Source organism: Cardiobacterium hominis, assembly GCF_900637305.1.
GTDB classification, from domain to species: domain Bacteria; phylum Pseudomonadota; class Gammaproteobacteria; order Cardiobacteriales; family Cardiobacteriaceae; genus Cardiobacterium; species Cardiobacterium hominis.
The window spans coordinates 1,076,299-1,101,971 of record NZ_LR134365.1 but is presented as its reverse complement, the minus strand read 5'-3'; the positions used below and the strand labels follow the sequence as shown (position 1 = coordinate 1,101,971).

General features: G+C 54.9%; 21 protein-coding genes. 10 read left to right on the top strand and 11 right to left on the bottom strand.

The window, feature by feature from the left end; all coding sequences use genetic code 11:
- The first annotated feature begins 1 nt into the window (after position 1).
- From EL199_RS05395 to EL199_RS12980, 7 genes are all read left to right on the top strand, one after another.
- Positions 2-1,462: a TolC family protein gene (locus EL199_RS05395; RefSeq protein WP_004139487.1), complete on the top strand. Its 1,461-nt coding sequence runs from the start codon at positions 2-4 to the stop codon at positions 1,460-1,462.
- A gap of 402 nt (positions 1,463-1,864) precedes the next feature.
- Entirely contained in the window at positions 1,865-2,839 is a 975-nt protein-coding gene (locus tag EL199_RS05390; protein WP_004139485.1) for a hypothetical protein, read from the top strand.
- Positions 2,840-2,841: 2 nt separating this feature from the next.
- Positions 2,842-4,050 (top strand): alpha/beta hydrolase family protein, encoded by a 1,209-nt coding sequence (locus EL199_RS05385; protein ID WP_004139484.1) that lies wholly within the window; start codon positions 2,842-2,844, stop codon positions 4,048-4,050.
- 13 nt (positions 4,051-4,063) lie between these two features.
- On the top strand, positions 4,064-4,918 hold the full coding sequence (locus EL199_RS05380) for a hypothetical protein (RefSeq protein WP_126316021.1): 855 nt from the start codon (positions 4,064-4,066) through the stop codon (positions 4,916-4,918).
- A gap of 179 nt (positions 4,919-5,097) precedes the next feature.
- Positions 5,098-7,218 carry a calcium-binding protein gene (locus EL199_RS05375; RefSeq protein ID WP_126316020.1) on the top strand — a complete coding sequence of 707 codons (2,121 nt, stop codon included), beginning with the start codon at positions 5,098-5,100 and terminating at the stop codon, positions 7,216-7,218.
- Positions 7,182-8,924: a putative Ig domain-containing protein gene (locus EL199_RS05370; protein ID WP_315861901.1), complete on the top strand. Its 1,743-nt coding sequence runs from the start codon at positions 7,182-7,184 to the stop codon at positions 8,922-8,924. The genes EL199_RS05375 and EL199_RS05370 overlap by 37 nt, the downstream gene beginning before the upstream one ends.
- A 465-nt stretch (positions 8,925-9,389) precedes the next feature.
- Entirely contained in the window at positions 9,390-10,751 is a 1,362-nt protein-coding gene (locus EL199_RS12980; protein ID WP_004139473.1) for a L,D-transpeptidase family protein, read from the top strand.
- Positions 10,752-11,344: 593 nt separating this feature from the next.
- Here the strand turns inward: EL199_RS12980 and EL199_RS05360 are convergent.
- The 10 genes from EL199_RS05360 to EL199_RS05315 are packed head-to-tail and all read right to left on the bottom strand — an operon-like array spanning position 11,345 to position 20,567.
- On the bottom strand, positions 11,345-11,593 hold the full coding sequence (locus EL199_RS05360) for a type B 50S ribosomal protein L31 (RefSeq protein ID WP_004139472.1): 249 nt from the start codon (positions 11,591-11,593) through the stop codon (positions 11,345-11,347).
- A 51-nt stretch (positions 11,594-11,644) separates the two neighbouring features.
- Entirely contained in the window at positions 11,645-12,265 is a 621-nt protein-coding gene (lipB, locus tag EL199_RS05355) for a lipoyl(octanoyl) transferase LipB (RefSeq protein ID WP_004139471.1), read from the bottom strand.
- On the bottom strand, positions 12,265-13,389 hold the full coding sequence (locus EL199_RS05350; RefSeq protein WP_004139470.1) for a D-alanyl-D-alanine carboxypeptidase family protein: 1,125 nt from the start codon (positions 13,387-13,389) through the stop codon (positions 12,265-12,267). Before EL199_RS05350 ends, lipB begins: the two co-directional genes overlap by 1 nt.
- A gap of 8 nt (positions 13,390-13,397) precedes the next feature.
- Complete coding sequence (locus tag EL199_RS05345; protein WP_004139469.1) at positions 13,398-14,069, bottom strand: septal ring lytic transglycosylase RlpA family protein; 672 nt, start codon at positions 14,067-14,069, stop codon at positions 13,398-13,400.
- Positions 14,066-15,073: a lytic murein transglycosylase B gene (gene mltB, locus EL199_RS05340; RefSeq protein WP_004139466.1), complete on the bottom strand. Its 1,008-nt coding sequence runs from the start codon at positions 15,071-15,073 to the stop codon at positions 14,066-14,068. The genes EL199_RS05345 and mltB overlap by 4 nt, the downstream gene beginning before the upstream one ends.
- Complete coding sequence (rodA, locus tag EL199_RS05335; protein WP_004139463.1) at positions 15,070-16,209, bottom strand: rod shape-determining protein RodA; 1,140 nt, start codon at positions 16,207-16,209, stop codon at positions 15,070-15,072. Before rodA ends, mltB begins: the two co-directional genes overlap by 4 nt.
- A complete protein-coding gene (gene mrdA, locus EL199_RS05330) occupies positions 16,193-18,082 on the bottom strand; it encodes a penicillin-binding protein 2 (RefSeq protein WP_004139462.1) in 1,890 nt (629 codons plus the stop codon). The genes rodA and mrdA overlap by 17 nt, the downstream gene beginning before the upstream one ends.
- Complete coding sequence (locus EL199_RS05325; protein ID WP_004139460.1) at positions 18,079-18,564, bottom strand: hypothetical protein; 486 nt, start codon at positions 18,562-18,564, stop codon at positions 18,079-18,081. The genes mrdA and EL199_RS05325 overlap by 4 nt, the downstream gene beginning before the upstream one ends.
- Entirely contained in the window at positions 18,551-19,507 is a 957-nt protein-coding gene (gene mreC / locus EL199_RS05320; RefSeq protein WP_004139458.1) for a rod shape-determining protein MreC, read from the bottom strand. Before mreC ends, EL199_RS05325 begins: the two co-directional genes overlap by 14 nt.
- 10 nt (positions 19,508-19,517) lie before the next feature.
- The gene (locus tag EL199_RS05315; RefSeq protein ID WP_004139455.1) at positions 19,518-20,567 is read right to left on the bottom strand and encodes a rod shape-determining protein; all 1,050 of its coding nucleotides are present in this window, start codon (positions 20,565-20,567) and stop codon (positions 19,518-19,520) included.
- 103 nt (positions 20,568-20,670) lie between these two features.
- On the opposite strand from EL199_RS05315, the gene gatC reads away from it, so the two are divergent.
- The 3 genes from gatC (at position 20,671) to EL199_RS05295 (ending at position 24,573) form a co-directional block, all read left to right on the top strand.
- The gene (gene gatC / locus EL199_RS05310; RefSeq protein ID WP_126316019.1) at positions 20,671-20,961 is read left to right on the top strand and encodes an Asp-tRNA(Asn)/Glu-tRNA(Gln) amidotransferase subunit GatC; all 291 of its coding nucleotides are present in this window, start codon (positions 20,671-20,673) and stop codon (positions 20,959-20,961) included.
- A 2-nt stretch (positions 20,962-20,963) separates the two neighbouring features.
- A complete protein-coding gene (gene gatA, locus EL199_RS05305) occupies positions 20,964-22,418 on the top strand; it encodes an Asp-tRNA(Asn)/Glu-tRNA(Gln) amidotransferase subunit GatA (RefSeq protein WP_040354756.1) in 1,455 nt (484 codons plus the stop codon).
- Positions 22,419-23,733: 1,315 nt separating this feature from the next.
- Complete coding sequence (locus EL199_RS05295; protein ID WP_004139449.1) at positions 23,734-24,573, top strand: DNA adenine methylase; 840 nt, start codon at positions 23,734-23,736, stop codon at positions 24,571-24,573.
- 64 nt (positions 24,574-24,637) lie between these two features.
- Here the strand turns inward: EL199_RS05295 and EL199_RS05290 are convergent, their stop codons facing one another.
- Complete coding sequence (locus tag EL199_RS05290; protein ID WP_004139448.1) at positions 24,638-25,666, bottom strand: phage portal protein; 1,029 nt, start codon at positions 25,664-25,666, stop codon at positions 24,638-24,640.
- Positions 25,667-25,673 lie beyond the last annotated feature (7 nt).

Below are 25,673 nucleotides of genomic sequence, written 5' to 3'. Positions count from 1 at the left end.
CATGATGACCACCCCTCGCCTCCTCGCCATACTTACATATATAAGTATCCTCCCTGCCAGCGCCTTTGATCTCAACGAAGCCTGGACGGCTGCACGCTATCACTCCGCCGAATACGACGCTGCGCGCCATGCCCGCGCAGCCGCACAAGAGCCGCAAGAGCAGGCAAAAGCGCGCCTGCTGCCGCAAATAAGCGCCAACGCCAATTACACCAACCGCGCCCAAGACAGCTACGACAAATACCGCAGCCACGGCTGGAACGCCCAAATCAGCCAACCGCTCATTGATGGCCCGCGCTGGCGCCAGTACCAGGCCGAACAAATCACCGCCCGCCTGGGCGACAGCCAACTGGACAATACCGCGAGCGAGCTGATGCTCGAAACCGGCAAAGCCTACCTCGACATCCTCACCGCGCAAGACAAACTCGCCGCCGTCACCGCCGAAAAAAGCGCTTACACCGCGCAAATTGCCCAAGCCAAAGGGCTTTTTGAATCCGGTGAGGCGACTATCATCGACACCTACGAAGCCCAAGCGGGTCTTGATAGTGCCAACGCCAAAGAAATCCGCCTGCGCACTGAACTCGTTACCGCACAAAACCGCCTTGCCAACCTCACCGGCCTTGCCCCTGACCACGCCGAAGCGCTTGCGGACAAAACCCTGCCCGACCTCGCCAACCGACAAAGCGAAAACCAATGGATAGACCAGGCGATTGCCAACAGTGCCGCCGTCCAGACCCGCCGCCTGCAAGTCGAAAAAAGCGAAGCCGACCGTGCCACCGCGCAAAGCGAACACTGGCCACAACTGAGCCTTAACGTCGGCTACCAGGACAACCGCAACAAAATCGCGCAACACGGCGGCAACCCGAACAGCAACCGCAACCGCGGCGCTTACGTCGGCGTACAATTCACCATCCCCATCTACAGCGGCGGCGAAATCCGCAGCAAAGAAAAACAAAGCCAAGAAATCCTCGCGCAACGCGAAGCAGAACTCGAAGCCGAGACCGAGCAAATCCGCCTGCAAGTGCGGCAGACCCTCGCCACCATCCACGGCGAGCAGGCGCAAATCGCTGCACAACAACAACTGCTGCACACCAACACCGCCAAACTCGAATCCACCCGCCTCGGCAGAGAAGTCGGTGTGCGCAACACCATTGACGAAATCAAGGCCGAACAAGAAAAAGCCCAAGCAAAAGAACAACTGGCAGAAGCCAAATACCGCTACATCGCCGCCTGCCTGCAACTGCTACACCTCAGCGGCGAACTCACGCAGGACAGCGGTCGCGCATGGGCAGCACAACTGTTTACGCCGACCGCCGCGAAACCAGTAGAAAAACCAAAGCCGAAGCCACCTGCGGTGAAACAGAAAAAAGATGATAGGCGGGAAGCGCGCTACTCCGCAGAGCAGTTACCATCAGAAATACCTCCCTCCCCCGCAAAGCGAAGCCAGCGGGGAAGATTTAGGTAAAACAGACTTCACATGGGACGACTACATTTCAGAACACTGCCCACGCTCAACAACAGAAAAAATCCTACCAACAAATGAATATGCCGTAACCACAAACGCACCAAACAAACCGAAACACTCAAGAAAATTACATATAGAACAATAAATTAAAAACAAAACCTTCTCACTATACTACACCCCCTACTCGCGAGCCCTCCGCATTAAACAAACCTTGCTCTCACCTGAATAAGCTGTTACTTTCGTCCTAGGTAATCCAATCAGGGACGACGGAGATGACAACCCCAAGGAACGACTACCACGCCATCCGGCGCAACCGACAAGCAGAACCCCCAGCCAAACACCCCCACGGGCAAGCGCGTCCGTGGGGGTGTTTTGTTTTCGTGCCTCACTACGGATAATCCCATGCTCACCCCGCAAGACATCTTTCAGTTCCTCGCCTACGCCGCCATTGCCACCGTGCTGGCAGGACTGTTCGCCCTGCTCATCACCGTTTGGACGGTGGTGTATCACGTCAGCCAACCCGGCAAGCGCCTGCGCAACAACCTCATTGCCACGCCCCTTGCCCTGCTGGTAGCGTTTGCCTGGGCATATATTGCGAGCAGCGACGACCGCGCCCGCCAGCGGGAAATGCAGGCAAAAGCCGATGCGCGGCAAAAAGAATATTTGGAAAGCAAGGCCATCTTTGAAGAGCGCTGCAAAAGTGCAGGCGAGAAAATCTATCAAACGGTGGAGAATGTGGAAGGAATTACCTTGCTGAATGTTCCTGAAGATAGTCCACAATCATCCTACAACGATCCTATGTGGGAAAATGCTGCGCTACCTTGGTCAGGTACCGAGGAAGAATACATCAAGAAATTTCTGTTTTGGGAAATTAGATACGATAATAATTCAATGATTGATTTACAAACCGTTGACCCTAGGCCTAGCGCCCGCGAAACCCAAATCAGGCTGTGGGGACATCCGACCAATATGTCAGAACATGAGAAGGCTTATCGCGGCTATCGCTACGCCGATGCCCAGCAAAAAGACAAGCATTTTTTGCGCTACCGCTTCCCGGATGATAAAGACCGTAAAGACAAAGAAACACTGCTTGTCCAAGCGATAGAACGGCCTTCGCGCTACGCGCTGGAATACAAGCCTATTGTCGATCCGGCAGACCGCAAGCACTGGATTGCGGGTTTGACTGTCAATATCTATGACCTGCAAACCAATACGCTAATGGCGACCAAAACGTGGTACGCCTTAAACCCGTCACAGGGACATGCCTATCAAACGTGGGAGTGGTCCAGATTAGAAAATTGTCCTGCTGGCGAGGCGGATATTACATATATCCGCTATTTTCTGAACCGTGTCATTCAACCTAAACAAGGAGACTAACCATGTCACAGAACCAAAGTAAACAACCTTCCGTTGCAGAACTGCTGGAAATGAGCCGCACCCAAATCGTTGCAGAAGCGTTTCTAAAAGACGAGGATAAAAAACTAGAATTTCTTCATCCTGAAGGATATACATTTAAAAATGTTGCTCTTGACTCCAAAATACTGGAAGAGGGCAATAACCATACCAGTATATTAACAGCACCACAAATAAAAGAATTTATGGAAAACTGGGAAGTAGTGGCCTACCTACCGAACACCACTACCGGATTCTCTGGCACTTTGTTTAAAGCAAAACGCGATATACCGGGAACGACCATCAAGGCAGGCGAAAAAGTCATGTCACTGCGCAGCACGGAATTTATCGACGACGCAGTACGTGACAATCAAGCCACCAATAAAATGGAAATTGCTGATAGAGGCTGGGCATTTGGCCAGATTGATGACTTGGAGCAGTGGTTCCAAGGACTCCGAAATGAGAAATTGATTGGTGATGGCGAACAGATCCGTATCACCGGTTACAGCTTGGGCGGGCACCTTGCTACTGCCTTCAATATCCTGCACCGTGATGAAGGTTTGATAAAAAATACTTACACCTTTAATGGTGTGGGTGTGGGCAGAAAGACCAAAGAAGAAGAGATGGATAAAGAAACACTTAAAAACATAATCCATCAATTTCATGAAACAAGATATAATGGCATAAATTCCACAAGATATAATAATAATTTCTTGGTTCATTATAATAAATTGACAGATATTCTTGAACAAATATCTCATGCAGACGATAGTAAAATTGATGAAATAGAATCTTCTTTAAGAGCATATATTTATGCCATGACCACGCATGCAATACCTGCAGATGATGATGTAAAAGAAATATTGAATAACATCACTAAAATAATTGATGAAAATCGCCGGGTTCGTTCTCTTTCCAGCGGGACTGAACAAAAAGCAAAAATAGTTAATTACAGTGATATTGCGGCTCTTGGTCTAAATTACCAAATTGCCCTAAAAGAAGCTACGCAAAGGGCTTACGCGTACCCAAAACTAACCGGACTAGAGACAACAATTCTGAATGAACGTTTGTATTCTAATAATCGCATTGAAAATCTATATGAAATTTATGCAAAGAACCCACCCAGTATGGTTGCTTCTTCCCAACTTCATTATGGCACAGAAATTCCTATATCAGTAGAGAATCAACGGAGATAGGTATACTTATGATGTGGTTAATAGCCTGTTTGAAAAATTATTAGTGAATAATTATAATTATAATTATAATGATTTTGGTGATACTCATAGCATTGCATTGCTAAATGATTCCCTGGAATCCATGGATGTATTAAACAAGCTGAATCAGCAAGATGATATAAATATATGGGATTCTTTGATAAAGTTATCTTCTAACAAGAAGACATTGATGGATGAAAAACTGTCAGATACGCCTTGGTGGGTGGATATGGAAAAAGCTATTGCGTCCATTTATACTCCTAATTCTATAAAACGTATCGTAAAAAGAGAAGCTCATAAAAAAATGCGCGAGTGGGATATGGACTGGGTTAAAGATAGTCCTAAAAATCAAGGTTACGCTGATGGCGATGCCATAGAAAGCCTGGTCAATGCCTTGGCAAAAACTTTTGGCGTGGATTCTGACCTGAAGGGCGATCCCAATGGCAACACTTGGTATCTGACGGAGTCGCATGAAGGAAAAGACGAAAACGGTGAAACGCATACTTTTAGCGGACGTACCGACCTGCATAGCAAGCTGCGAGAAATTTCCAAAAAGATAGAATCCTACAATCTGGGTAATGATGTTGAACTTAAGCCAATGGATACTGCGTTTACCAGTACTTTGAATACTGCAATGGTGCGAGAAAATTTTGGTTATCTGGTCTCATTGTATACACTCTCGCCTTTCTCTCTTGTTTCAAAAGGCAATAGCACTGCGTTAGACAAGGTTTGGACAGATAACTGGAATGAACTCTATCAGCAGTGGAAAGATGACAAAGCTGCATACGATAAAGGGAGGCTGCAACACATTTTTCTGATGAGTGGATTAATGACAGAATTCAGCTTTTAACCACCAAATCATTTTTAAATTTCTATAATATTGATTATGATTCAGATTCTGAAAACTTTGTCCGCGATGTTTATCTGGCTGCAATTGATGATTCTAAAGGAATTGAAGAATTCGATAAACTTTCAAAGGCGGAGAAAGTTCATTATGCCCATGAAGCATTAAAAAAACGCTTTCCCTATTTGGGTAATTTCGAGCTTACCTCTGTAGATGACAATATACATATTGCTTTATATAAGATGCTTGAGGATAAAGAATCCCTTGGAAAGATTGTTTTTGGTAGTGAAAAAGATACAAAACCGCTTATAGGCAGTGATAAAGATGATCATCTCTATGGTACAGGTGAGAATGATGTCTTGATAGGTGGCAAGGGTAATGACTATATGGAAGGTGGCGCGAAGCACGATATCTACAAATTTTTCGTCAGCGATGACGGTGTAGATACCATCTTTGATTCCGACGGTAAGGGTAGTCTTGAGATTGACGGCATAAATCTCGGTGAGCAGACTTTCTCCGGTACTGCCCATCCCGACGCTCCCAAAGCTGGTGATGCCTATTATTCTGAGGACAAAAAATACGGCATGACCTACAACGGCGTGAATTGGGAGTTTTCCGTGCAGGATACTCCCGGACACTATAAAACATTGGCAAATATCCGCCACTGGCAGGATGGCCAACTGGGTATTTCACTCAAACATGCAGATGATCCCGACGCGGCCCCGGCACTGGTTGATTTTGATCTTGACCATCGCAATAACCGCAATTACATCGTCTATGATGGCACATATGCTCCCAATGGCATCAAGGTGCATGGCAGCAATTTTGCCTCCTCACAATTTACGGGTAGCGGGCGCGCGGATGTCATCCATACTGGAGACGGCGTGTTGCACCGGGTAGTTACCGGAAATGGCGGCGATACGGTCAAGGGCGGCGCAGGCCGTGAATATATCAATGCCGGAATCAAAAATCCCAAGGCGGAGGATGATAACGACACGGTTTATGCTGGTGACAACAGTGATATTGTTCTTGGCGGTGCCGGCCGTGATGAAATATGGGCAGGAAACGAGCATGAGGATTATGATACTGCCGTTATTGATTACAAAAAATATGAAGGTGTAACAGATCCGGAATTACTTAAAAATTTTGAGCGTGAGAAAAGGGGAGACTGGGTTCATGGTCAATATGGCAATGACACCATATATGGCAGCGCCAAAGAGGATATTTTGATTGGTGGTGAAGGTTTTGACACCATTCGTGGCGGCGCCGGAAAAGACCTGATTCTTGGCGACGCTGACTATATTCCTTTTGCAACAAGTCCGGCCATTCTGGGGAATATTACCGGTTATCACTGGTTAGCCGATGGCACTGTTCCCCGCCCCAAGAAAGAGGGCGTGATGTCTCTTCCCAATGGAAATGTTTTCAGCTGGCAATGGAAAACGGAGGTGAAGGAAAAGGATTCCGGCAATGAAAGCTGGGATTTCACTATTTCTCCCGGCCCCAGTCATACCGCACTTTTGCGTAACGATCGTTTCCAGCAACTGGAAAACGGAAACTGGAACGATACGATTTATGGCGGTGAGGGTGATGATATTATTTTCGGTCAGTTAGGTGATGACACGATACACGGTGGCGATGGCGACGATGTACTCCATGGTGATGATTTCAACCCGTTACCCGACAATATGCCCGGTGGCAAGGATACGCTTTATGGCGGTGCCGGTAATGACCGCCTCTTTGCTGGAGGCGGTAACGCTACCATGAATGGCGGTAGCGGCAATGACATCTACCATAGCGGCAAGGGCAATGACACCATGACCGATGAAAGCGGTGATGATGTTTATTGGCTGAGTTCAGGTCTCGACGGTGTTAATGATCAGGGTAGTGGCTATGATACTTATCACATTGCCTTTGACGGTTCGATGATATCGGGTTTTACGACCATTAGTGATGCTGACGGCAAAGGCAGTATTACTTACCGGGGAAAAGCACTGACTGCTGATCAGGTTCAAGCTACCGGAGATAACGAGTGGCGCACCAATGATGGCACAGCCAAACTGACCCGCATGGGTAGCAGCCTCATTATCACTAATACTCTTGAGGATTTTAAGGGCAGGATTATTTTTAACGGCTTCTTCAATACCGGGGAATCCCTTGGACTGAAATTGCCGTCTTTGGATGATGACAACAAACCCAATCCTGATCCAAAAACACAGCCTGATCCCAAACCCAACCGGAACAGCCGCAGGCGCCAACCGCTGGCAAACCGCTGGCGGCGCAAAGCATTCATGAAAAGGAAAAGCTGACTTATACCCTTGCGGAGGATACATTCCACACCGCCAACAAGGACGACAAACTGACCTACAGCGCTCGCTTGGCAGATGGCAAACCGTTGCCGGGCTGGCTGAGTTTCAATCCACAAACCCGCACATTCAGTGGCACGCCTGGTAATGACGATGTTGGTATGCTGAATGTTGAGATAAGCGCTAAGGGTAAAGGGGGAAGTGCTAACCAGCGCTTTACACTGAATGTGATTAACGTCAACGATGCGCCGCAGGCAGGACAAAAATTACCCACGCTACAAATAGAACATAACAAGCTTTTTTATTACCAGTTACCTGAAGATACCTTTAAGGATATTGATAAAAATGACAAGCTGACATTTAGTGCTACAAGTGAAAATGGCCAATCATTACCGAGTTGGTTAAAGTTCGATGCATATAATGGTACTTTTACAGGCTCACCCTCAGCAAATACGCCACAAGGAAATTATCGTGTTACTGTTACCGTTACCGATAGTGGTGGTCTAAAGGCGCATCAGACGCTTGTGCTTAACCTTGCGCAAGGTACACCACTAAAACCGGTGAATGGAACGGATAGAAATGATGTATTAATCAGTTCGGCTGATAACGAACTATTGGCAGGTAAAGGCGGTAAAGATGTCTATCAGTTTTCACGAGGATTTGGTCATGACTTAATTAACAATCACGATGAAAATTCGAATCAAGATGACGTCGTGACATTTACCAACATGAACCGCAAGGATTTCTTAATAATGAGGGATTACACCAGCCTTTACTTGCGTAGCCTTTCAGGAACGGATGAACTGCGGATTATGGGGCAGTTCCCCGCTAATAGCAAATGGCGTATAGGCGAGATCAGATTTGCTGATGGTAGTATTCTGACCGCCGATGAGATTGAAAGAGAATTGCAAAAAACTACTGAGGGTGATGACCATATCTATGGTAGCAAAGACAATGACATTATCAACGGAAAAGGCGGTAATGATGTTATAAGCGGTGAAGAAGGTGATGATGAACTCTATGGAGAAGATGGTAATGATAACCTCATTGGTAGTGTCGGGAATGACAAGTTGTCTGGTGGAGCGGGAGAAGATTCCTTGAATGGTGGGGATGGGCGAGATCATCTTTCGGGTGGAGCTGGAAATGACGAATTGATTGACGGAGAAGACGATGACCAGCTTCATGGAAATGAAGGAGATGACAAGCTATATGGAGGAACAGGCAACGATTTACTTATTGGCGACAGTGGCAATGATGTTCTCAGCGGTAGTGCCGGAAATGATATTTACCGTTTTGCACGCGGATTCGGTCATGATGTCATCAATAATTATGACGGCGGATTGGGACGACATGACAGTATTGATTTCAGCGACATGAACCGCAGCGATTTTGACATCCGCCGCGAAGGCAACAATCTTGTTCTACATAGTAAAGATGGTAAAAACCAAATTACTGTTACCAACCATTTCTTTAATGGCTGGCAAATAGACAGTATCCGCTTTGCCGATGGCACGACGCTTGACCATGGCGCTATCAATAGCGCGGTTAGCACACAAAATGCGCCGCGAGGAAACTATATGCATCCTGCTGCCCAAGCTTTACAGATGAATCAAATGATTGCTTCCCTGAACAATCAGGCGCAGCCGCTGCATGCGCTAGCCATCCCGGATGAGAAGCAGCCATTGTTAGCCGCAGTAAATCCGTATTAAATGACGCTTCTAAGAGCCCTCCCGTAATAAAAAGCCCCTGCTCATTGGCAGGGACTTTTTATTTAATGTATGGCGATCCGTAAATATGTATACCTATAACTTTAATTACAATAGATATACTCGTGATTTCTAGCTTACCACCGCAAGTGCTATTGACACCAAGTAATCATGCATCGTTGATATATAGCTGGACACTCTAACGGAAATACTACGACACTGATGAATGCTGATGATTTTCCTAGCGACAAAATCATCCAGTCAAAAAGTCTGCGAATTTGCTAAAATGCGCGACCGCCGCAAAGACAGCGCGATATTCAAGAAGGGATTACCGCGAAGAAGCTCCTCTCGCAACTAATTGATAAGAAAGATGAAAGTACCACCAAGCCAAGTAGCATTTACAAACTAGTTCATTTACATACACCCCGAGCGCTCAGCTGTAATGTAAACCAACCAGCCCGAAACCCCATGAAAAAACAAACCTTCCTCCTCGCCGCCTTCGCCCTCATCCTCGCCGCCTGTAGCAGCCGTACCCCCGAAACCCAGCGCGACAGCCGCCTCATCCGCCGTCCGCCGAACCCCACCCTGCAAGACCGCCTCGAAGCGCGCGGTTTCCGCTTCGGCGCACCCGCCTTCATCCGCATCTTCAAAAAAGAAGAAGTGCTCGAAGTCTGGCTGCAAAAAGACAGCGGCGAATACGCCCTTTTCCTTGACTACCCCATCTGCATCTACTCCGGCGAACTCGGCCCGAAAACCCGCGAAGGCGACAAACAATCGCCCGAAGGCTTCTACGCTGTCGGCCGCGAAGCGATGAACCCCAACAGCCAATACCACCTCTCCTTCAACCTCGGCTACCCCAACGCCTACGACCGCGCGCACGGCTACAGCGGCAGCATGCTGATGGTACACGGCAAATGCGTCTCCATCGGCTGCTATGCCATGGGCGACCGGCAAATCGAAGAAATCTACACCCTCGTCGGCTCGGCGCTCCAGCGCGGCCAGCCCTACGTGCGCGTGCACGCCTTCCCCTTCCGCATGACAGACGCCAACCTCGCCGCCTACAGCGAGCACCGCTGGTATGACTTCTGGCGCATGCTCAAACCCGGCTACGACTACTTCGAGCGCTACCACCAACCGCCGGAAATCGACGTCATCGGCGGCCAATACGCCTTGAGCGGGCGCAACCCGCACCCGGCCGTGCGCCCCGGCGAACTGCCGCCCGGTCGCAGCACCCCCACCATCCCTAGCGAAAACCTGAACAGCAACCCCTTCACCGGCACCGCCATTGCCAGCGCCGCGCAGCCTTCCGCCGCGCCCCGCCCGCTGCTGAGCCCCAACCCTGCCGCGCCCGCTGCTACGCTAAACAACGCCTTCCAGGCTGCCGCCAGCAACAGCGCCTTGTCTCCTGCCACGCCACTTAACCACAGCTCAACAGCGAATAGCACCATGTTCACCAGCGGCACATCGCCTGATAACGCCTGGCAAACCGCCGCTGCGCCGTCCGCAACTACCACTGCCTACAACGCCCAACCCGGCCTGATGACAAACGTGAGCAGCGCCCGCCTTGGACTGCCCGCGATCCCGGCCAATGTCGCGACAAACCCCTTAACCCTGACCAGCAGCGACGAACCCACCACGACGACCTACCCACAACACAACCTGTCACCAGCAGCGAATACCCCATACCCCGGCGTAGCCCCCTCCCCTGCCCCGCTACCGCCCGCCAACAGCAGCGCCGAACCGATGCCCGTCCTGCGTGGCGTCCTGCCCTCCCCCGCCCAACCGCTTGACCTCACCAGTTACGGCACACCATCTGCCCCCGTGAACTGAGAGCCCATTCAAAATCCTGTGACAGCCGCGATGCGCGCGGGTTTCGGCGGTCTGCGGCGTTGTAAAACCGGGCAAGCTCGCCCACATTGCTTGCGTTTTGCGCCTTGCTCCCTACCCAACCCACTCCGGAATCTTGAGCAGACTTTAAAAAGAAACCCCGCTACGGCGGGTTTTCTTTTAAGCGATACACCGCAAGCCTCAGACAAGACGCATTGTCGAAGACAGCGCGGGCGCCCGTTCAGGTGGCGCAACACCGTATGAAGCGTTAGGGCGTGCTGACAATTGAGACATCCCCCTCCCCCGCAGGGCGAAGCCCGCAGCGGGCGGGTACCCATGCAAAATGCGTCCGCATTTTGCATGGAGCCCGGGGGAGGGTCGGGGAGGGGGTGGACAATGCCGCTTACGAGATGAAATTTCGATTTTTCAATCGTTTGCTGCCCTCACCCCAACCCCTCTCCCACAGGGACAAGCATTGCTCGCGTAGCGAGAGAGGGGCTAGTTCGCTGAATTGTAAACAGCCCCTAGGAGATGGCTAGACAAAACACCCCAAAGAAAAAGCCCGCATTATGCGGGCTTTTTCTTTGGGGTGGCGCTTAGCTTTTCTTGCCATATTTGCGTTTGAAGCGGTCAACGCGGCCAGCGGTATCCACAATGTTCTGTTTGCCGGTATAAAACGGGTGGGACTGGCTGCTGATATCAACGCGCACCAGCGGGTATTCTTTGCCGTCCGTCCAGGTGATGGTTTCTTTGGTTTCAACGGTAGATTTGGTCAGGAAGGCGAAATCGGCGCTGTTGTCCTGGAAGACCACCGGGCGGTAGTTCGGGTGGATGTCTTTTTTCATGGGATGTCTCCTAAAAATTCGGGGGTTTAAGGCTGGAAGAACCGCGCGATGTTACAGGCTAGGCGCTGTTTTTGCAAGCCATATTCGCTGGAAACGGGCGGCGAGTGCTGCTCCTGCCGCGTCTGCATCGAGCGCGACGCCAAGGTCGCGCAGTTGGGTCATTTGCATGCCAACAAGGCCGCAGGGGTTGATGCGGCTAAAGGGTTCGAGATTCATGTCCACATTCAGCGCGACGCCGTGGTAGGTGCAGCCGCCACGCACCCGTAGGCCGAGCGAGGCGATTTTTTTGCCGTCCACGTAAACGCCGGGGGCGTCGGCACGCGATTGGGCGCGAATGCCCTGTTCTTGCAGGAAGCCGATGACGCTTTCTTCAATGAGGCTGACCAGCGCGCGGATACCGATGCCGGCGCGGCGAATGTCGAGCAACAGGTACATTACGGTCTGCCCGGGGCCGTGGTAGGTGATTTGTCCGCCACGGTCTATCTGGATGACGGGGATGTCGCCCGGCGCCAGCAGGTGTTCGGGTTTGCCCGCCTGTCCCTGGGTATAAACGGGCGGGTGTTGTACCAGCCAGATTTGGTCTTCGCTCGTCGCGTCGCGCGCGGCGGTGTAGGCGCGCATGGCATCCCAGATTTCCTGATACGGACGCAGGCCGAGGTTATGGATTTGCATCAGAACAGCAGTTTGATGCTGTGCCACATGCGCTTGAAGAAGCCCGCTTCTTCAACGGGTTCGGCAGCGACCGCCGGCAGGGTGGCATAGATTTTGTCGCCGATGCGGATGCGGATGGTGCCGAGTTCTTGTCCTTCGCGGATGGGGGCGACGAGCGGGGTTTGCAGGTCAAGCGCGGCGACAGCTTTGCTGCGCTCGCCAACGGGCAGCAGCAGTTTGACTTCGTGCTGCGGGCGCACGTTCACTTCGTTGGTTTTGCCTTTGTAAACGGGCGCGGTAGCGAGCTTTTGTCCGGCTTGCAGGACGACGGCTTCTTCAAATTGGGCAAAGCCGTAGTTGAAGAGTGCCTGCGAGGCGTCGTAACGGTCGCTTTCTTTGTCGGCGCCGAGGACGACGGCGATGAAGCGGATGTCGCCGCGTTTTTCGGAGCTGGCGAGGCAGTAGCCCGCTTCTTTGGTGTGTCCGGTTTTCAGGCCGTCAATGCTGGCGTTGCGCCACAGCAGGCGGTTGCGGTTGTCCTGTTTGATTTTGTTGTAGGTGTAGCTTTTTTGTCCGTAGTAGTGGTAGTACTGCGGGTGGTCGTTGATGATGTGGCGCGAGAGGATAGCGATGTCGCGCGCGGTGGTGTAGTGCTGGGGATCAGGCAGGCCGGTCGGGTTGGTGTAGTGGGTGTCTTTCATGCCAAGCTCGGCCGCTTTGCGGTTCATCATACCGGTGAAGCCTTCGGTCGAACCACCGAGGTATTCGGCCAGCGCCATGGCCGCGTCGTTGCCCGACTGGACGATCAGCCCTTGCAGCAGGTCTTCGACCCGCACTTGTTTGTTCACTTCGATGAACATGCGCGAGCCTTCTTGTTTGTAGGCGTTCTGGCTGACGGTAATCGGCGTTTCCATCGTCAGTTTGCCGCTATCGAGCGCTTCGACGACGAGGTAGGCGGTCATCAGTTTGGTGATGCTAGCCGGCGGCAGTTTTTCGTCGGCGTTTTTGCCGACCAGGGTTTGTCCGCTCGCCGCATCCATCAGGATGTAGCTTTTGACCGGCAGTTCCGGTGCGGCCTGGGCAAAGACAACGCCGCTGTAAACAGCGGCGATGATGAGGGTGAACAGTCGGAGGATGGCGTGCATCTCGGTTCCTATTGTAGGGCGCGGATTTGGACTTGGGCGACGCCAGCGTTCAGGGTTCCGAGTTCTTGCGCGGCGGCGCGCGACAGGTCAAGTACGCGGTTGCCGTGGAAGGGGCCGCGGTCGTTGATGCGGACGACGACTTTGCGACCGTTGGAGAGGTTGGTTACTTCTACTTTGGTGCCGAGCGGCAGTTCTTTGTGCGCTGCGGTCAGTTCGTTCATGTCGTAGGTTTCGCCGTTAGCGGTCTTGCGTCCGTGGAAGGGGTTGCCGTACCAGGAAGCAGGGCCTTGTTGTTCAAAGCCTTTGCTGTCGGCCAGGGTTTGGTAGCGTTTGCCGAGTACGGTGTAGCTGTAGCTTTTGCGGCCGCTGCTTTTGGTGTAAACGTCGCCTGCTTTGGCCAGGGCATCACCCTTGGCATTGTAGTCCACCAGTTTGCGCAGGTTGGGTCGGTCGAATTCGATGTCGCGCAGCTCTTTTTTGTCGTCGCCGGCGAGCAGCGCACGGGTTTTGGCTTCTTGGGAAGCTTCGGTTTTTTGGGGATGGGTAAAATCGATCACTTTAACGATATTCACCTGCTGTTCTGTGGTCGGCGCAGCGCCGGTTTTGTCCGCCGCGATTTCCGCATGGGCGGCAAGGCCGGTTGCTGCGATACTCAGCACCAGAAGTTGTTTTACGTTCATTGTCTCAATTTGCTCTCTCGTTTGTGTCTGATTCGGTCGGCAAGTTCGCCAACCGCCATGGCATAAAGCGGGGACGCATTATAGCGGGTGACCACGTAGAAGTTGTTATAGGTTATCCACCATGATTTTTCCTGCTCCGATGCGTCAACTACTAGGCTTCCGACCATTTCGTCCGCATTATCGCCGATTTCTTTTATTAAATCTACGTCATTTTTCAGGCGTTCGTCTTGTAGTATGGCGCCGATTTTGTAGCCGGGTTTGTGGTCTTTGCCGAAGTCGGAAATGTTCGGTTCTAGCGGTAATTGGTATTTGTAGCGACCGCCTGGTTGCCAGCCGCGTACTTGCAGGTAATGGGCGATGCTGCCGATGGCGTCCGCCGGGCTGTGCCAGAGGTCCACGCGGCCGTCGCCGTCGTAATCAACGGCGTCGTTGTAGTAGCTGCTGGGCATGAATTGTGCCATGCCCATCGCGCCCGCATAGGAGCCTTTGATGGCGAGCGGATTTTTGTTTTCGCGTTTGGCGAGGCGGAGGAAGTAGTCGGTTTGTTCGCAGAAAAATGGCGCGCGTGGCGGATAGTCTATACATAAGGTAAGAAGCGACTGCCACACGGGTGTCGATCCGCTCACTTTGCCGTAACGGGTCTCGACGCCGAGGATGGCAACGATGACTGCTGGGTCAACGCCGTACTGCGCTTCTGCCTTTACCAGTGCTGCTTCGTTGTCGCGCCAGAAGGCGACGCCGTCGTCGGTACGCGCTTGGTCTTCAAAGATTTTGCGGTATTCGTACCAGGGTTTGGTTTTTTCCGCCGGACGGCTGATTTTTTCGAGCACGCTGTCGTCGCGCGAGACGGCGAGCAAGAGTGATTGCAGGTAGTCGCTGTCGTAGCCGTCGCGGACGGCCAATTCTTGCATCATTTTGACGGCGGCGGGGTTGTCGCCGTAGGTTTCGGCGACGGCTGTCAGGCTGCACGCAAGGGCAAGGCAGGCGAGCCAGCGTTTTTTCATAGGTGTTCCTCATCTTGGTTTTCGCGGAAGCCGCCAGCGAGGTTCATCGCGAGCGCAAAGCCCGCCATCAGCGACAGGATGGAGCTGCCGCCGTAGCTAATCATCGCCAGCGGCAGGCCGACGACCGGCAGGATGCCGCTCACCATGCCGATATTGACGAAGACGTTGATAAAGAGGGTGAGCAGGATGCTCGCCACCATGATGCGGGCGAAACGGTCGGAGAGGTGCAGCGCGAGGTAGAGGCCGCGTGCAATGATAAGGCCGTAGCAGATGAGGAGGACGCCAACGCCGATGAGGCCGGTTTCTTCGGCGATGACCGCGAAGATGAAGTCGGTGCTGGATTCGGGCAGGAATTCGAGTTGCGACTGCGTGCCCTGCATGTAGCCTTTGCCAAAGAGGCCGCCAGAGCCGATGGCGATTTTCGACTGGATGATGTGGTAGCCGTTGCCGAAGGGGTCGGCTTCGGGGTTAAACAGGGTCAGCACGCGGTCGCGCTGGTAGTCCTTGATGCCGAACATCCAGAAGAGCGGCAGGGCAATGGCGGCGAGCGCACCGCCGACGAGCATAATCCAGCGCGGCATGCCGGCGAGGAAGAGGGTGATGAAGCCGGAAGCGCTCACCAGGAGCGCGGTGCCGAGGTCAGGCTCCATCAGGATGAGCAGGCCGGGGACGGCGATGATGAGCAGGGCGAGGATGACGCTGCCGATGCCCGGCACGGCGACGCGCACGGTGACAAGCCAGGCGACCATCAGCGGGATGGTGAGTTTTGCCAGTTCGGAGGGCTGGATGCGGGCGATGCCAATGTTGAGCCAGCGTTGGGCGCCGCCCGCCTTGCTGCCGAGCAGGAGGACGAGGACGAGGAGGATGAGGGTCAGCCAGTAGGCGGGAGCAGTCAGGCGGCGGATGTAGCGCGGCGGGATGGCGACGATGGCGAGCAGTACGCCGAAAGAGGCGGCGAAGCGCAGGGTTTGTCGCATCAGGATGCCTTCGTCGCTGCTGCCGGCGCTGCGCAGGATGAGCAGGCTGCCGCCCATCAGCGTCAAGAGGCCGAGCAGCATCGGGATGTCGATGCGGCGCAGCCATTCGCCCACCATCTGCCATATGGTTTTTTTGCGCACGTCATGCATCAGCAACATGGTTCATTCCCTGCAGGTAATAGTCTGAGATTTGTCGCACTAAGGGTGCTGCGGTCGAGCTGCCGCCGCCGCCGCGCTCCACCACCATACTGATGGCAAGGCGCGGTTTGTCAGCGGGGGCGAAGGCGATGAACATCGCGTTGTCCTGTTCTTCTGCGCCCAGTTCGTGCACGTGCACGCGGCGCTCGGTTTTGAAGGAGACGACTTGCACGGTGCCGGATTTGCCCGCCATACGGTAGGTGAGGCCGCGCGAGATGTTGCGCGCCGTGCCGTAGGTGCTGTGGATGACGTTCATCATGTCTTGCCGCACGGTATTCCAGATGCCCGGCTCATAGACGGCGACTTTGCCGGTGGCGAGCGGCGCTTTCAGTTCGACTGCCGTCGCGCTTTCCGGGTCATAGACTTTGCGCAACAGGCGCGGCGTGAATTCGCTACCGTCGCGGGCGATAAGCGCGGTCATGTAGGCGAGTTGCAGCGGCGTAGTGGTGAAAAAGCCCTGGCCGATGCTGCAGTTGATGGTATCGCCGATGTACCACTGCGTTTTGAAGCGCTTTTGTTTCCACTCGCGCGTCGGCACCACGCCGCTGCCTTCGTCCGGCATGTCGATGCCGGTCGGGATGCCGAGGCGGAAGTGGCTGGCAAACTCGGCGATGCGCTCGATGCCGAGCTGGTAGCCGAGGTGGTAGTAGTAAACGTCGCAAGATTGTGCCATGGCGCGGTCGGCATTGACTGAGCCGTGCCCGTGCCGATTCCAGCAATGAAAACGCCGCGCCGCGCCGGGAACGCGGAAGTAGCCGGGGCAATTGACGCGGGTGTAAGGGGTGAAAACGCCGTAGTGGTAACCGGCAAGGCTCATAAACGGCTTGATGACCGAGCCGGGCGGGTAGCGCCCTTTCAGCGCGCGGTCGTACATCGGGCCGTGCGGGTCTTCCTGCAAGCGCTTGTACTGGCGCTGGCTGATGCCGCGCGCAAAGAGGTTAGAATCAAAGCCGGGCTTGCTCACCATCGCCAGCACCTCGCCCGTCTGCGGGTCAATCATCACCGATGAACCGCGGTAATCGCCGAGCGCGTGGTAAATGAACGCCTGCAATTCAATGTCCAGACTTAAATAGATGTCCTGGCCGCGCACCGCCGGTTGCTCGCGCATGAGGCGGACGATGTTGCCGTTGGCGTCAGTCTCGACCTGCTGGTAGCCGGGCTTACCGCGCAGGCGCTCTTCATACTGCTGCTCGATGCCGGATCGGCCGATATATTGCAGGCCGCGGTAGTCGTCCGGGTTGAGCGTTTCCAAATCTTCTTCGCTGATGCGGTTGGTGTAGCCGATGACGTGCGCCGCCAGCTCGCCGTAAGGATAGTAGCGCTCGTAATATTCCTCGACCGATACCCCCGGCAAGCGGTACAACTGCACCGCAAGGCGGTAATAATCCTGCTCGCTGATGGACGCCTTCAGCACCGCCGACTCATAGCGGCGCGTCTGCTTATAAAGACGGAAGAAGCGCTCGCGCTCCTCTGGCAAGAGCGGCAGGATTTCATCGACCGCATCGACCGTCTCGCGCACGTTCACCGTCTGCGACGGGCTGATGATGACACGGTAGCGCAGGATGTTCTCGGTCAGCGCCCTGCCTTTGCGGTCAAAAATCGTGCCGCGCTCCGGCACGATAGCCTTGAGGCGCATGCGGTTACTCTGCGAGCGGGTGCGGTAGTAGTCATAACGCAGCACCTGCAAATAACCCATGCGCACAAACAGCCCCAAGAAACCGGCAAAGACCAGCGCGGCAGAGAGAAAAATGCGGCGGGAAAAAGATTGCTGCAGCTTGGCCTCGATATCGCCCTGTTCGCCTTCGCTCAACGGGTCGGCGCGCCAGCGTTTCATCGCGCCACTCCGAGAATGCGCTGCGCGCTGCGGTCAGCGAACCAGCGCAGGATAGGCAACAGCAGCAGCGAGAGCAGCCCGCCCCACAGCCAGCCGGGCGGCGCGGGTACCCCCTGCCACAAGAAAAAGAGCAGACAGCGCACCACTTGCAGGGCGAAAGCGAGCACGCCCAAGACCAGCACGCTGACAATCGGCGCGGCCATGCGCCAAATATTGGGAAACGGCAGCGCCATCAGCGCGGCAAGCGCATAAAAAAGCGCATGAAAACCGAAAGGGCTGCCGGAGGCGACATCCATCAACAGACTGGTTGGCAACAGCCAGCGCCACAGCGGCAGTTGCGGAATAAAGAGAAAAACATAAAGCGCGGTCACCATTACCACATCGGGCAGGACGAACCACGGCGCGTAATAATCGGCGCCGACCATCAGCGCCCACAGCGCGAGAAACAGCCCGCCGAGGGGCGTCGTACTACGCATCCGCATGGGGTTTCTCCGCCGTCGCTGCCGCGTCTTTTTCCTCGGCGTTCTTGCTGAGCGCTTCCGGCACCGGCGGGCCGACCGGCACTACCGCCTGCGGCGGGTACGCAATATGGCGTTGATCCAGCAGCAATACCTCCAGCATTGACTGCAAATGGGCGAGCGGGCGCAGGCGTACCGTCATCGAGGCGGCACGCGCATCGCGTTCAATCGCCGTGACCTCGGCCACCGGATAACCGCGCGGGAAAATGCCGCCAAGACCCGAACTCACCAGGCGGTCGCCCACCTGAATATCGCTGTCGGCGCGCAACATTGGCATCTCCAGCGAGCCGTAACCATTACTGCCGGAAACCAGCGTGCGCTGCTGCGTGCGCGCGACATAAACCGGCACACGGCTGCGGGTATCGGTAATGAGCATGACGCGCGACTCACGCGAGAAAACCTCCACCACCTGCCCGACCAGACCATAAGGATCAATGACCGCCTGATTGACGTACACCCCGTCGCGCTCGCCCTTGTTAATCGTTACCGACTCGCGATAGCCATCAATCGAAGTATCGCTTAGCTCCGCAATCAGCACCGGGTCGGTAACGTTCAGCAAAGAATCCATCAACATGCGCAGGCGGCGGTTCTCCGCCTGAAAATGCCCGAGCAACTGCACCTGCGCGCGCAATTCCTGATTCTCCTGCTGCTGTTGCAGGAGCAGCGCGTGTTCATCCTGCTTCTCGGCAAACACCTGCCAGCCGTGCTGCGTCCATTGCAGCGGCGCATGCAGCGCGGTGCGCACCGGCGCATACACGCCGTCGTGTACCCAGGCATAAGGACGGGAAAGCCAGCCAGTGCGCTGCGTCAGCGTCAACAACACCACGGCACAGACCAGCACCAGCAGCACGGGCCGCAGACGCAACTGCGGCGGCGTCTGCGATTCCGGCATGGAATAAAAACTCATGCGCGACTGGTCAGGACATCAAAAACGATGCCACACCGCGTTGATCAAGCAGTTCCAGCACCTTGCCGCCCCCACGGGCGACACAGGTCAGCGGGTCTTCGGCAATAATGACTTTCAGCCGGGTTTCTTCCATGAGCAGGCGGTCGAGATCGCGCAACAGCGCGCCACCGCCGGTTAAAACAATACCGCGGTCGGCGACATCCGCCGCCAGTTCCGGCGGGGTCAGCTCCAGCGCCTGCTTGATGGCACGGACAATCCCACCGAGCGGCTCCTGCAACGCTTCCAGCACCTCGTTGGAGTTGATGCTGAAACTGCGCGGCGCGCCTTCCTGCTGATTGGTGCCGCGCACTTCCAGCTCGCGGATTTCCGAAGACGGATAGGCGCAGCCAATTTCCTTCTTGATGCGCTCGGCGGTCGGCACACCGATGACGATGCCGAAATTGCGGCGCACATAATCAATAATGGCACCATCAAAGCGGTCACCACCGATGCGGACGGAAGTTGAATAGACGATGCCATTCAACGAAATCACCGCCACTTCAGACGTACCGCCGCCGATATCAACTACCATGGAGCCGTAAGCCTCATCGACCGGAATACCGGCGCCAATCGCCGCCGCCATCGGTTCCTGAATCAAAAAGACCTCGCGTCCGCCCGCGCCCTCGGCGGCATCACGGATGGCGCGCTTCTCCACTTGGGTCGCGCCGGACGGCACACATACCAAAATACGCGGCGCCGGGCGGAAAGCGCCCTTGCGGCGATGCGCGCGGTGAATAAAATGCTTGAGCATCATTGACGTAATCTTGAAATCAGCGATAACGCCATCCTGCATCGGCCGAACCGTCGTCAAATTGCCCGGCGTGCGGCCAAGCATCTGTTTCGCCTGCGAACCGTAAGCGACAATCTTCTTCCGCCCGTCCTGCGGATCTTCCGCGATCGCCACCACCGAAGGCTCATCCAGAACCAGTCCTTCACCACGCACATAAATCAGCGTGTTGGCAGTGCCCAAGTCAATCGACAAATCGCTGGAAAACATCCCGCGAAACACATTAAAACCCATAAAAAAGCCTCTGCTTGCAAATACATTTCCACCGGAAACGGTGCAATCCAAAGCGCGATATGATACCTTCCTACGCGTTTTTTTGAAGGATTTTTTAACCGCCATGAGCCAACTGGACCCCGCTACCATCGCCAAAACCGCGCACCTCGCCCAGCTCGAAATCGAAGGCGCGGAACTCACGCGACTTGCCGCCGAACTCGAACAAATCTTCGCGCTGTTTAGCGCCATCAACACCGCAGAAATCAGCGCCACCCCGCCGCTGTCGCACCCGCTCGGCGACACCCAGCGCCTGCGCCCGGACATCGCCATCGCGCGCGACATGATGCCGAGCATCGAAAAAAACGCGCCGCGCGCCGAAGACCGCTTCATCACCGTCCCCAAAGTCATCGAATGACCATGCACCACGACAGCCTCAAAACCCTTGCCGCCCGCCTCGCCGCGCGGGAAATCTCGGCGCGCGAACTCTGCGAACACACCCTCGCGCGCATCGCACAACACAACCCGGCGCTTAACGCCTACATCACCGAAACCTCCGATCACGCCCGCGCCGCCGCCGACGCCAGCGACGCCCGCCGCAGCAAAGGCGAAGCGCGCTCGCCGCTGGACGGCATCCCGATGGCGCACAAAGACATCTTCTGCACCCAGGGCGTGCGCACCACTGCCGGCTCAAAAATGCTGGAACACTTCATCCCGTCCTACGACGCGGGCATCGTCGAAAACCTCGCCGCCGCTGGCGCTGTCATGACCGGCAAAGTCTCGATGGACGAATTCGCCATGGGCTCCTCCAACGAACGCAGCGCCTTCGGCGCGGTGAAAAACCCGTGGCAACACGAACACGTCCCCGGTGGCTCCTCCGGCGCATCCGCTGCGGTCGTTGCCGCCCGCCTCGTACCCTACGCCACCGGCTCCGACACCGGCGGCTCCATCCGCCAACCTGCCGCCTGGTGCGGCATCACCGGCATCAAGCCGACCTACGGCACCCTCTCGCGCTGGGGCATGATTGCCTACGCCTCCAGCCTCGACCAGGCGGGAGCCTTTGCCGTCAGCGCCGAAGACCTCGCACTCATCCTTAACGGCATGGCCGGACACGACCCGCGCGACTCCACCAGCAGCGCCCAAACCCGCACCCGCTTCGATGACGAACTGAACCAGCCGCTCGCCGGCATCCGCATCGGCCTGCCGCGCAACTACTTCCGCGACCTCAACCCGGCGATGGCCGACACCATCCACGCCGCCGCAGCCCTTTACGAAAAACTTGGCGCGACGCTGGTGGACATTGACCTCGCCTACAGCGACGCGGCAATCGCCACTTACTACATCATCGCCTCGGCCGAAGCCTCCTCCAACCTCTCGCGCTACGACGGCGCCCGCTACGGACACCGCAGCGCGCAGGCGAAAACCCTGCAAGACATGTACCGCAAAAGCCGCAGCGAAGCCTTCGGCGACGAAGTCAAACGCCGCATCCTCATCGGCACCTACGCCCTCTCCGCCGGCTACTACGACGCCTACTACGAACAAGCCCGCCGCGCGCGGCATGCCATCCTGAACGGCTACAAAGCCGCCTTTGCCGAGGTGGACGTTATCCTCTGCCCGACCACGCCGACGCCCGCCTTCAAAATCGGCAGCAAAATCGACGACCCGGTGGCGATGTTCCTTGGCGACCTCTACACCGTCTCGGTAAACCTCGCAGGGCTCCCTGGCCTCAGCCTCCCGGCAGGATTCATTGACGACCTGCCTGTCGGTTGCCAGCTTATCGGCCCACACTTCAGCGAACCGCGCCTGCTCAACCTCGCGCACCAGTTCCAGCAGGCAAGCGACTACCACCTGCAAGTACCCGCGGCGTATCAATAAACCGCAGACACAAAAAAAACCGCCGTTACGGCGGTTTTTTTTATGATTTGTGGTAGGCCCGGAGGGACCGTAAAGTTCGAGTATAACCTAATGAAATCATATATCTGAAAACTGCATCCTTTTCTCTGCCCCCCACAATATCCCCAAGAATGCTATTTACGTCACGATGTAATACGACACGACGCACACGCGCGTACGCGCGTACGCGCGGGGCGCGAAATGCTCCCAAAAGTCTTGGGGGGTCGCGGGAAAAGTGTAATAACTGTAAAAATCCGAAAAATCGCCTCCAACCACATAAAAACAAAGGGAAATTCCAGAACGGCAAAGTGTAAGAAAAGTGTAATTAAAGTGTAAGCAGATTACACTTTTTTTTGTAATTTGAGCGTCTATTAAAAACAATCGCTTACGCCAGATTACACTTTTGGTTACAAAATATTACACTTTTTTGTAATCTCAAATATCCATTTATAACAAAACGATAGCCCCTCAAAAAATGGGGCTTTACGGATATTACACTTTTCCCGCAACCCCCCTGCTCCTTTGGAGAAAAATCCAAAAAAAAGAGCCATATCGGCTCATTTTCGTTGCATCGTTGCTACTGCGATGCGCGTCGCTTTTCGGTGTGTTTATTCGTCGCACGCCCCCGCTACGGGCGGCGGCTGACTGGGAAATCGCAAAAATGTGATACCCCCCACGAAGAGGCGGCGGGCGAGGGGCGGAGTTGAGCGCGCAGCGGCGGGTGTAGGTGCTGCTGGTGATGGTGGCCGCTGGCAGGTATGATGCGGCTATTTAGATGAGAAATCTAAACTAAATGATAATCAAATTTTGATGGGTGGCTGATTTTGTGCGCACAGAAATGCACCGGCGACCGGCAAAAAATGGGGGTACAGAAGATTTCCACAAATGCGAAATGTGGAAACAGCATGGCTGACAACACGCGGGATGCGGCGTAAAGTTGCGGTTCTGTCGCCCCGGTGCGCCGGTTGTTTTGCTGCCGCTAAATGCGGCAAGGCACACGCGGGGACGGCAGCCAAAAAGAAGACGGCGACGCCGCGATGCTTGGAACACCGCGACGCCAGCCCGCAGCGTAACCTGCAAGCCTAATGCCGCCGCTCGATCGAGCGCGGTGGATTCTACAGGAATAAAGGACGCTGCATGAAAATCCGTTGCATCCGCTGCAACAAACTGCTCGCCTGCGGCGTGGGCCGCCTTGAAATCAAATGCCCGCGCTGCAAGGCCACCAATACCATAGACACCTGCCCCGGCGGCTGCACCGCCCCCTCGCGAGCATCGCGAATGCCATCACCAGAACTGAATGGCAAAAAAGATGCACAGCAAAGCCCCGCTCCCCTTCATCGGACAAAAGCGGGCATTCCTCAACCAGTTTGCGACCGTCCTGCACCAGATAATCCCCGATGATGGCGACGGCTGGACAATCCTCGACGCCTTTGGCGGCTCTGGCCTGCTCTCGCACGCGGCCAAACACCACAAACCGGCAGCGCGCGTCATCTATAACGATTACGACGGCTACGCCGAGCGCCTGCGCCACATCCCCGACATCAACCGCCTGCGCCGCATCCTCGAAGACGTCCTGCGCCATCACCCGCGCGGCGTCCACCTGAAAACGGCCAAACGTGCCGAGGTCGTGGCGGCCATTCGCGCCTTTGACGGCTATACCGATCTCAACTGCCTGATCAGCTGGCTGCTGTTTTCGGGCAATCAGGCATCCAGCATTGAGGAGCTTTGCGGCAAGCATATGTATCACGCCGTGCGCCGTAGCGATTTCCCGGCCGCCGACGGCTACCTCGACGGCCTAGAAATCACCCGTGAAAGCTACACCACCCTGCTGCCACAACACACCGCCAACCCGCGCTGCCTGCTCATCCTCGACCCACCTTATATCTGCACCATGCAGGGCGCATACAAACAGCAAGGCTATTTCGGCATGGTCGAGTTTTTGCGCCTGATGCTACACGTCCGCCCGCCGTTTATCTTCTTCTCGTCCACCCGGAGCGAGTTGCCCGCTTACCTGCAACTGGTCATCGGCGACCGCCTCGCTGGCTGGGAGCGATTCATTGATTATCAGACCATCAGCATCAACACGGTACTCAACTCGACGGCGCGCTACGAAGACAACTTGATTTACAAATGCTGAACAAAAACAACGCCGGGCATTCCCGGCGTTTCCTGTTTTTCGCCCTCATTTGAGGCGACGCAAATCAACTTGGATCGAGCGCCGCGATCTCATAGCCCTCGAAGGCGATGACCGGCTCGCCGAGCCAATCGTTAATCTGCAAAAACCGGTCCTGCAACGGCCGCACCTCATTGCGGGCGAACACCGTCGCCGCGTCCGATATGCTGCCGAAGCCGCTGGAATTGGTCGGCACAATGCCAATCAGGTTCGGCGGCACGCGGCAGGCGGCGAGCTGGTCGTCGCGCGACACCGCCTTGATGTTGAAAAATTCGTCTTTGGCGGCAACCTCGGAAATCGGCAGCAACTTGATGCCGTCCGGTTTGCCATTGGGCGCGTACAACAGCAAATTGCGGAAATTCCCCGGTCCTTTCGACAATTTCAATTGCTCCTGCAAGGTGTCAATATCCGCCTCATTGATATTTGCATCTGTCAGATACATGATATAGCCTGCGTGCGAGCCATTGCGGTAATAGCGCAGCCGGAATTTGGTTGCTGCCTCATTGAGTAATGCCGACTGGATGGCGGGCAACCATTCCGGCACACCGTAAATTTCCTGATTCACATCCGGCTCGAATAAATGAAAAATTGAGCCTTTGGGGAAATCGTGAATGGCGTAGCCGCTGAAAAAATCGCGGTCGCGCACGATGAATCGGTAACGGTTATCGCGGCTGCGGCGGGTGAATTTTGCCGGGGAATGGCGCAACGCCAGCAATTTGCCGCTGCGAGCATATGACCGCTCAAGATAGGCATTGCCAAACCACAAATAATCCATAATCAGCTTTGAAAATTCCTGCCGCGACAATAACGGGTGCGGCTGGTAGCAACTGGTCAGGATATTGGCTTTGGCCTGCAAAGCGCTGCGGATATACAGCAAAGAGTAGTAATATTTGGCGTGCGCATCAATCGAAAACGGCAATTCGTAATACTCGCCGTTGAAAGCGCATTCGAGGTATTGCAACAGCATTGCGCCGGTTACTTCGATTTCCTCGCCCGCCCATTGAAACGAAAACACCCGCTGCGCTTCAGCGGTTTTTTCTTTTTTGCCTTTGAACATTAAAACT

Coding starts and splice junctions, on each gene's coding strand:
- EL199_RS05395 (WP_004139487.1), top strand. CDS start 2: ATGATGACCACCCCTCGCCTCCTCGCCATACTTACATATATAAGTATC.
- EL199_RS05390 (WP_004139485.1), top strand. CDS start 1,865: ATGCTCACCCCGCAAGACATCTTTCAGTTCCTCGCCTACGCCGCCATT.
- EL199_RS05385 (WP_004139484.1), top strand. CDS start 2,842: ATGTCACAGAACCAAAGTAAACAACCTTCCGTTGCAGAACTGCTGGAA.
- EL199_RS12980 (WP_004139473.1), top strand. CDS start 9,390: ATGAAAAAACAAACCTTCCTCCTCGCCGCCTTCGCCCTCATCCTCGCC.
- EL199_RS05360 (WP_004139472.1), bottom strand. CDS start 11,593: ATGAAAAAAGACATCCACCCGAACTACCGCCCGGTGGTCTTCCAGGAC.
- lipB (WP_004139471.1), bottom strand. CDS start 12,265: ATGCAAATCCATAACCTCGGCCTGCGTCCGTATCAGGAAATCTGGGAT.
- EL199_RS05350 (WP_004139470.1), bottom strand. CDS start 13,389: ATGCACGCCATCCTCCGACTGTTCACCCTCATCATCGCCGCTGTTTAC.
- EL199_RS05345 (WP_004139469.1), bottom strand. CDS start 14,069: ATGAACGTAAAACAACTTCTGGTGCTGAGTATCGCAGCAACCGGCCTT.
- mltB (WP_004139466.1), bottom strand. CDS start 15,073: ATGAAAAAACGCTGGCTCGCCTGCCTTGCCCTTGCGTGCAGCCTGACA.
- rodA (WP_004139463.1), bottom strand. CDS start 16,209: ATGTTGCTGATGCATGACGTGCGCAAAAAAACCATATGGCAGATGGTG.
- mrdA (WP_004139462.1), bottom strand. CDS start 18,082: ATGAAACGCTGGCGCGCCGACCCGTTGAGCGAAGGCGAACAGGGCGAT.
- EL199_RS05325 (WP_004139460.1), bottom strand. CDS start 18,564: ATGCGGATGCGTAGTACGACGCCCCTCGGCGGGCTGTTTCTCGCGCTG.
- mreC (WP_004139458.1), bottom strand. CDS start 19,507: ATGAGTTTTTATTCCATGCCGGAATCGCAGACGCCGCCGCAGTTGCGT.
- EL199_RS05315 (WP_004139455.1), bottom strand. CDS start 20,567: ATGGGTTTTAATGTGTTTCGCGGGATGTTTTCCAGCGATTTGTCGATT.
- gatC (WP_126316019.1), top strand. CDS start 20,671: ATGAGCCAACTGGACCCCGCTACCATCGCCAAAACCGCGCACCTCGCC.
- gatA (WP_040354756.1), top strand. CDS start 20,964: ATGCACCACGACAGCCTCAAAACCCTTGCCGCCCGCCTCGCCGCGCGG.
- EL199_RS05295 (WP_004139449.1), top strand. CDS start 23,734: ATGGCAAAAAAGATGCACAGCAAAGCCCCGCTCCCCTTCATCGGACAA.
- EL199_RS05290 (WP_004139448.1), bottom strand. CDS start 25,666: ATGTTCAAAGGCAAAAAAGAAAAAACCGCTGAAGCGCAGCGGGTGTTT.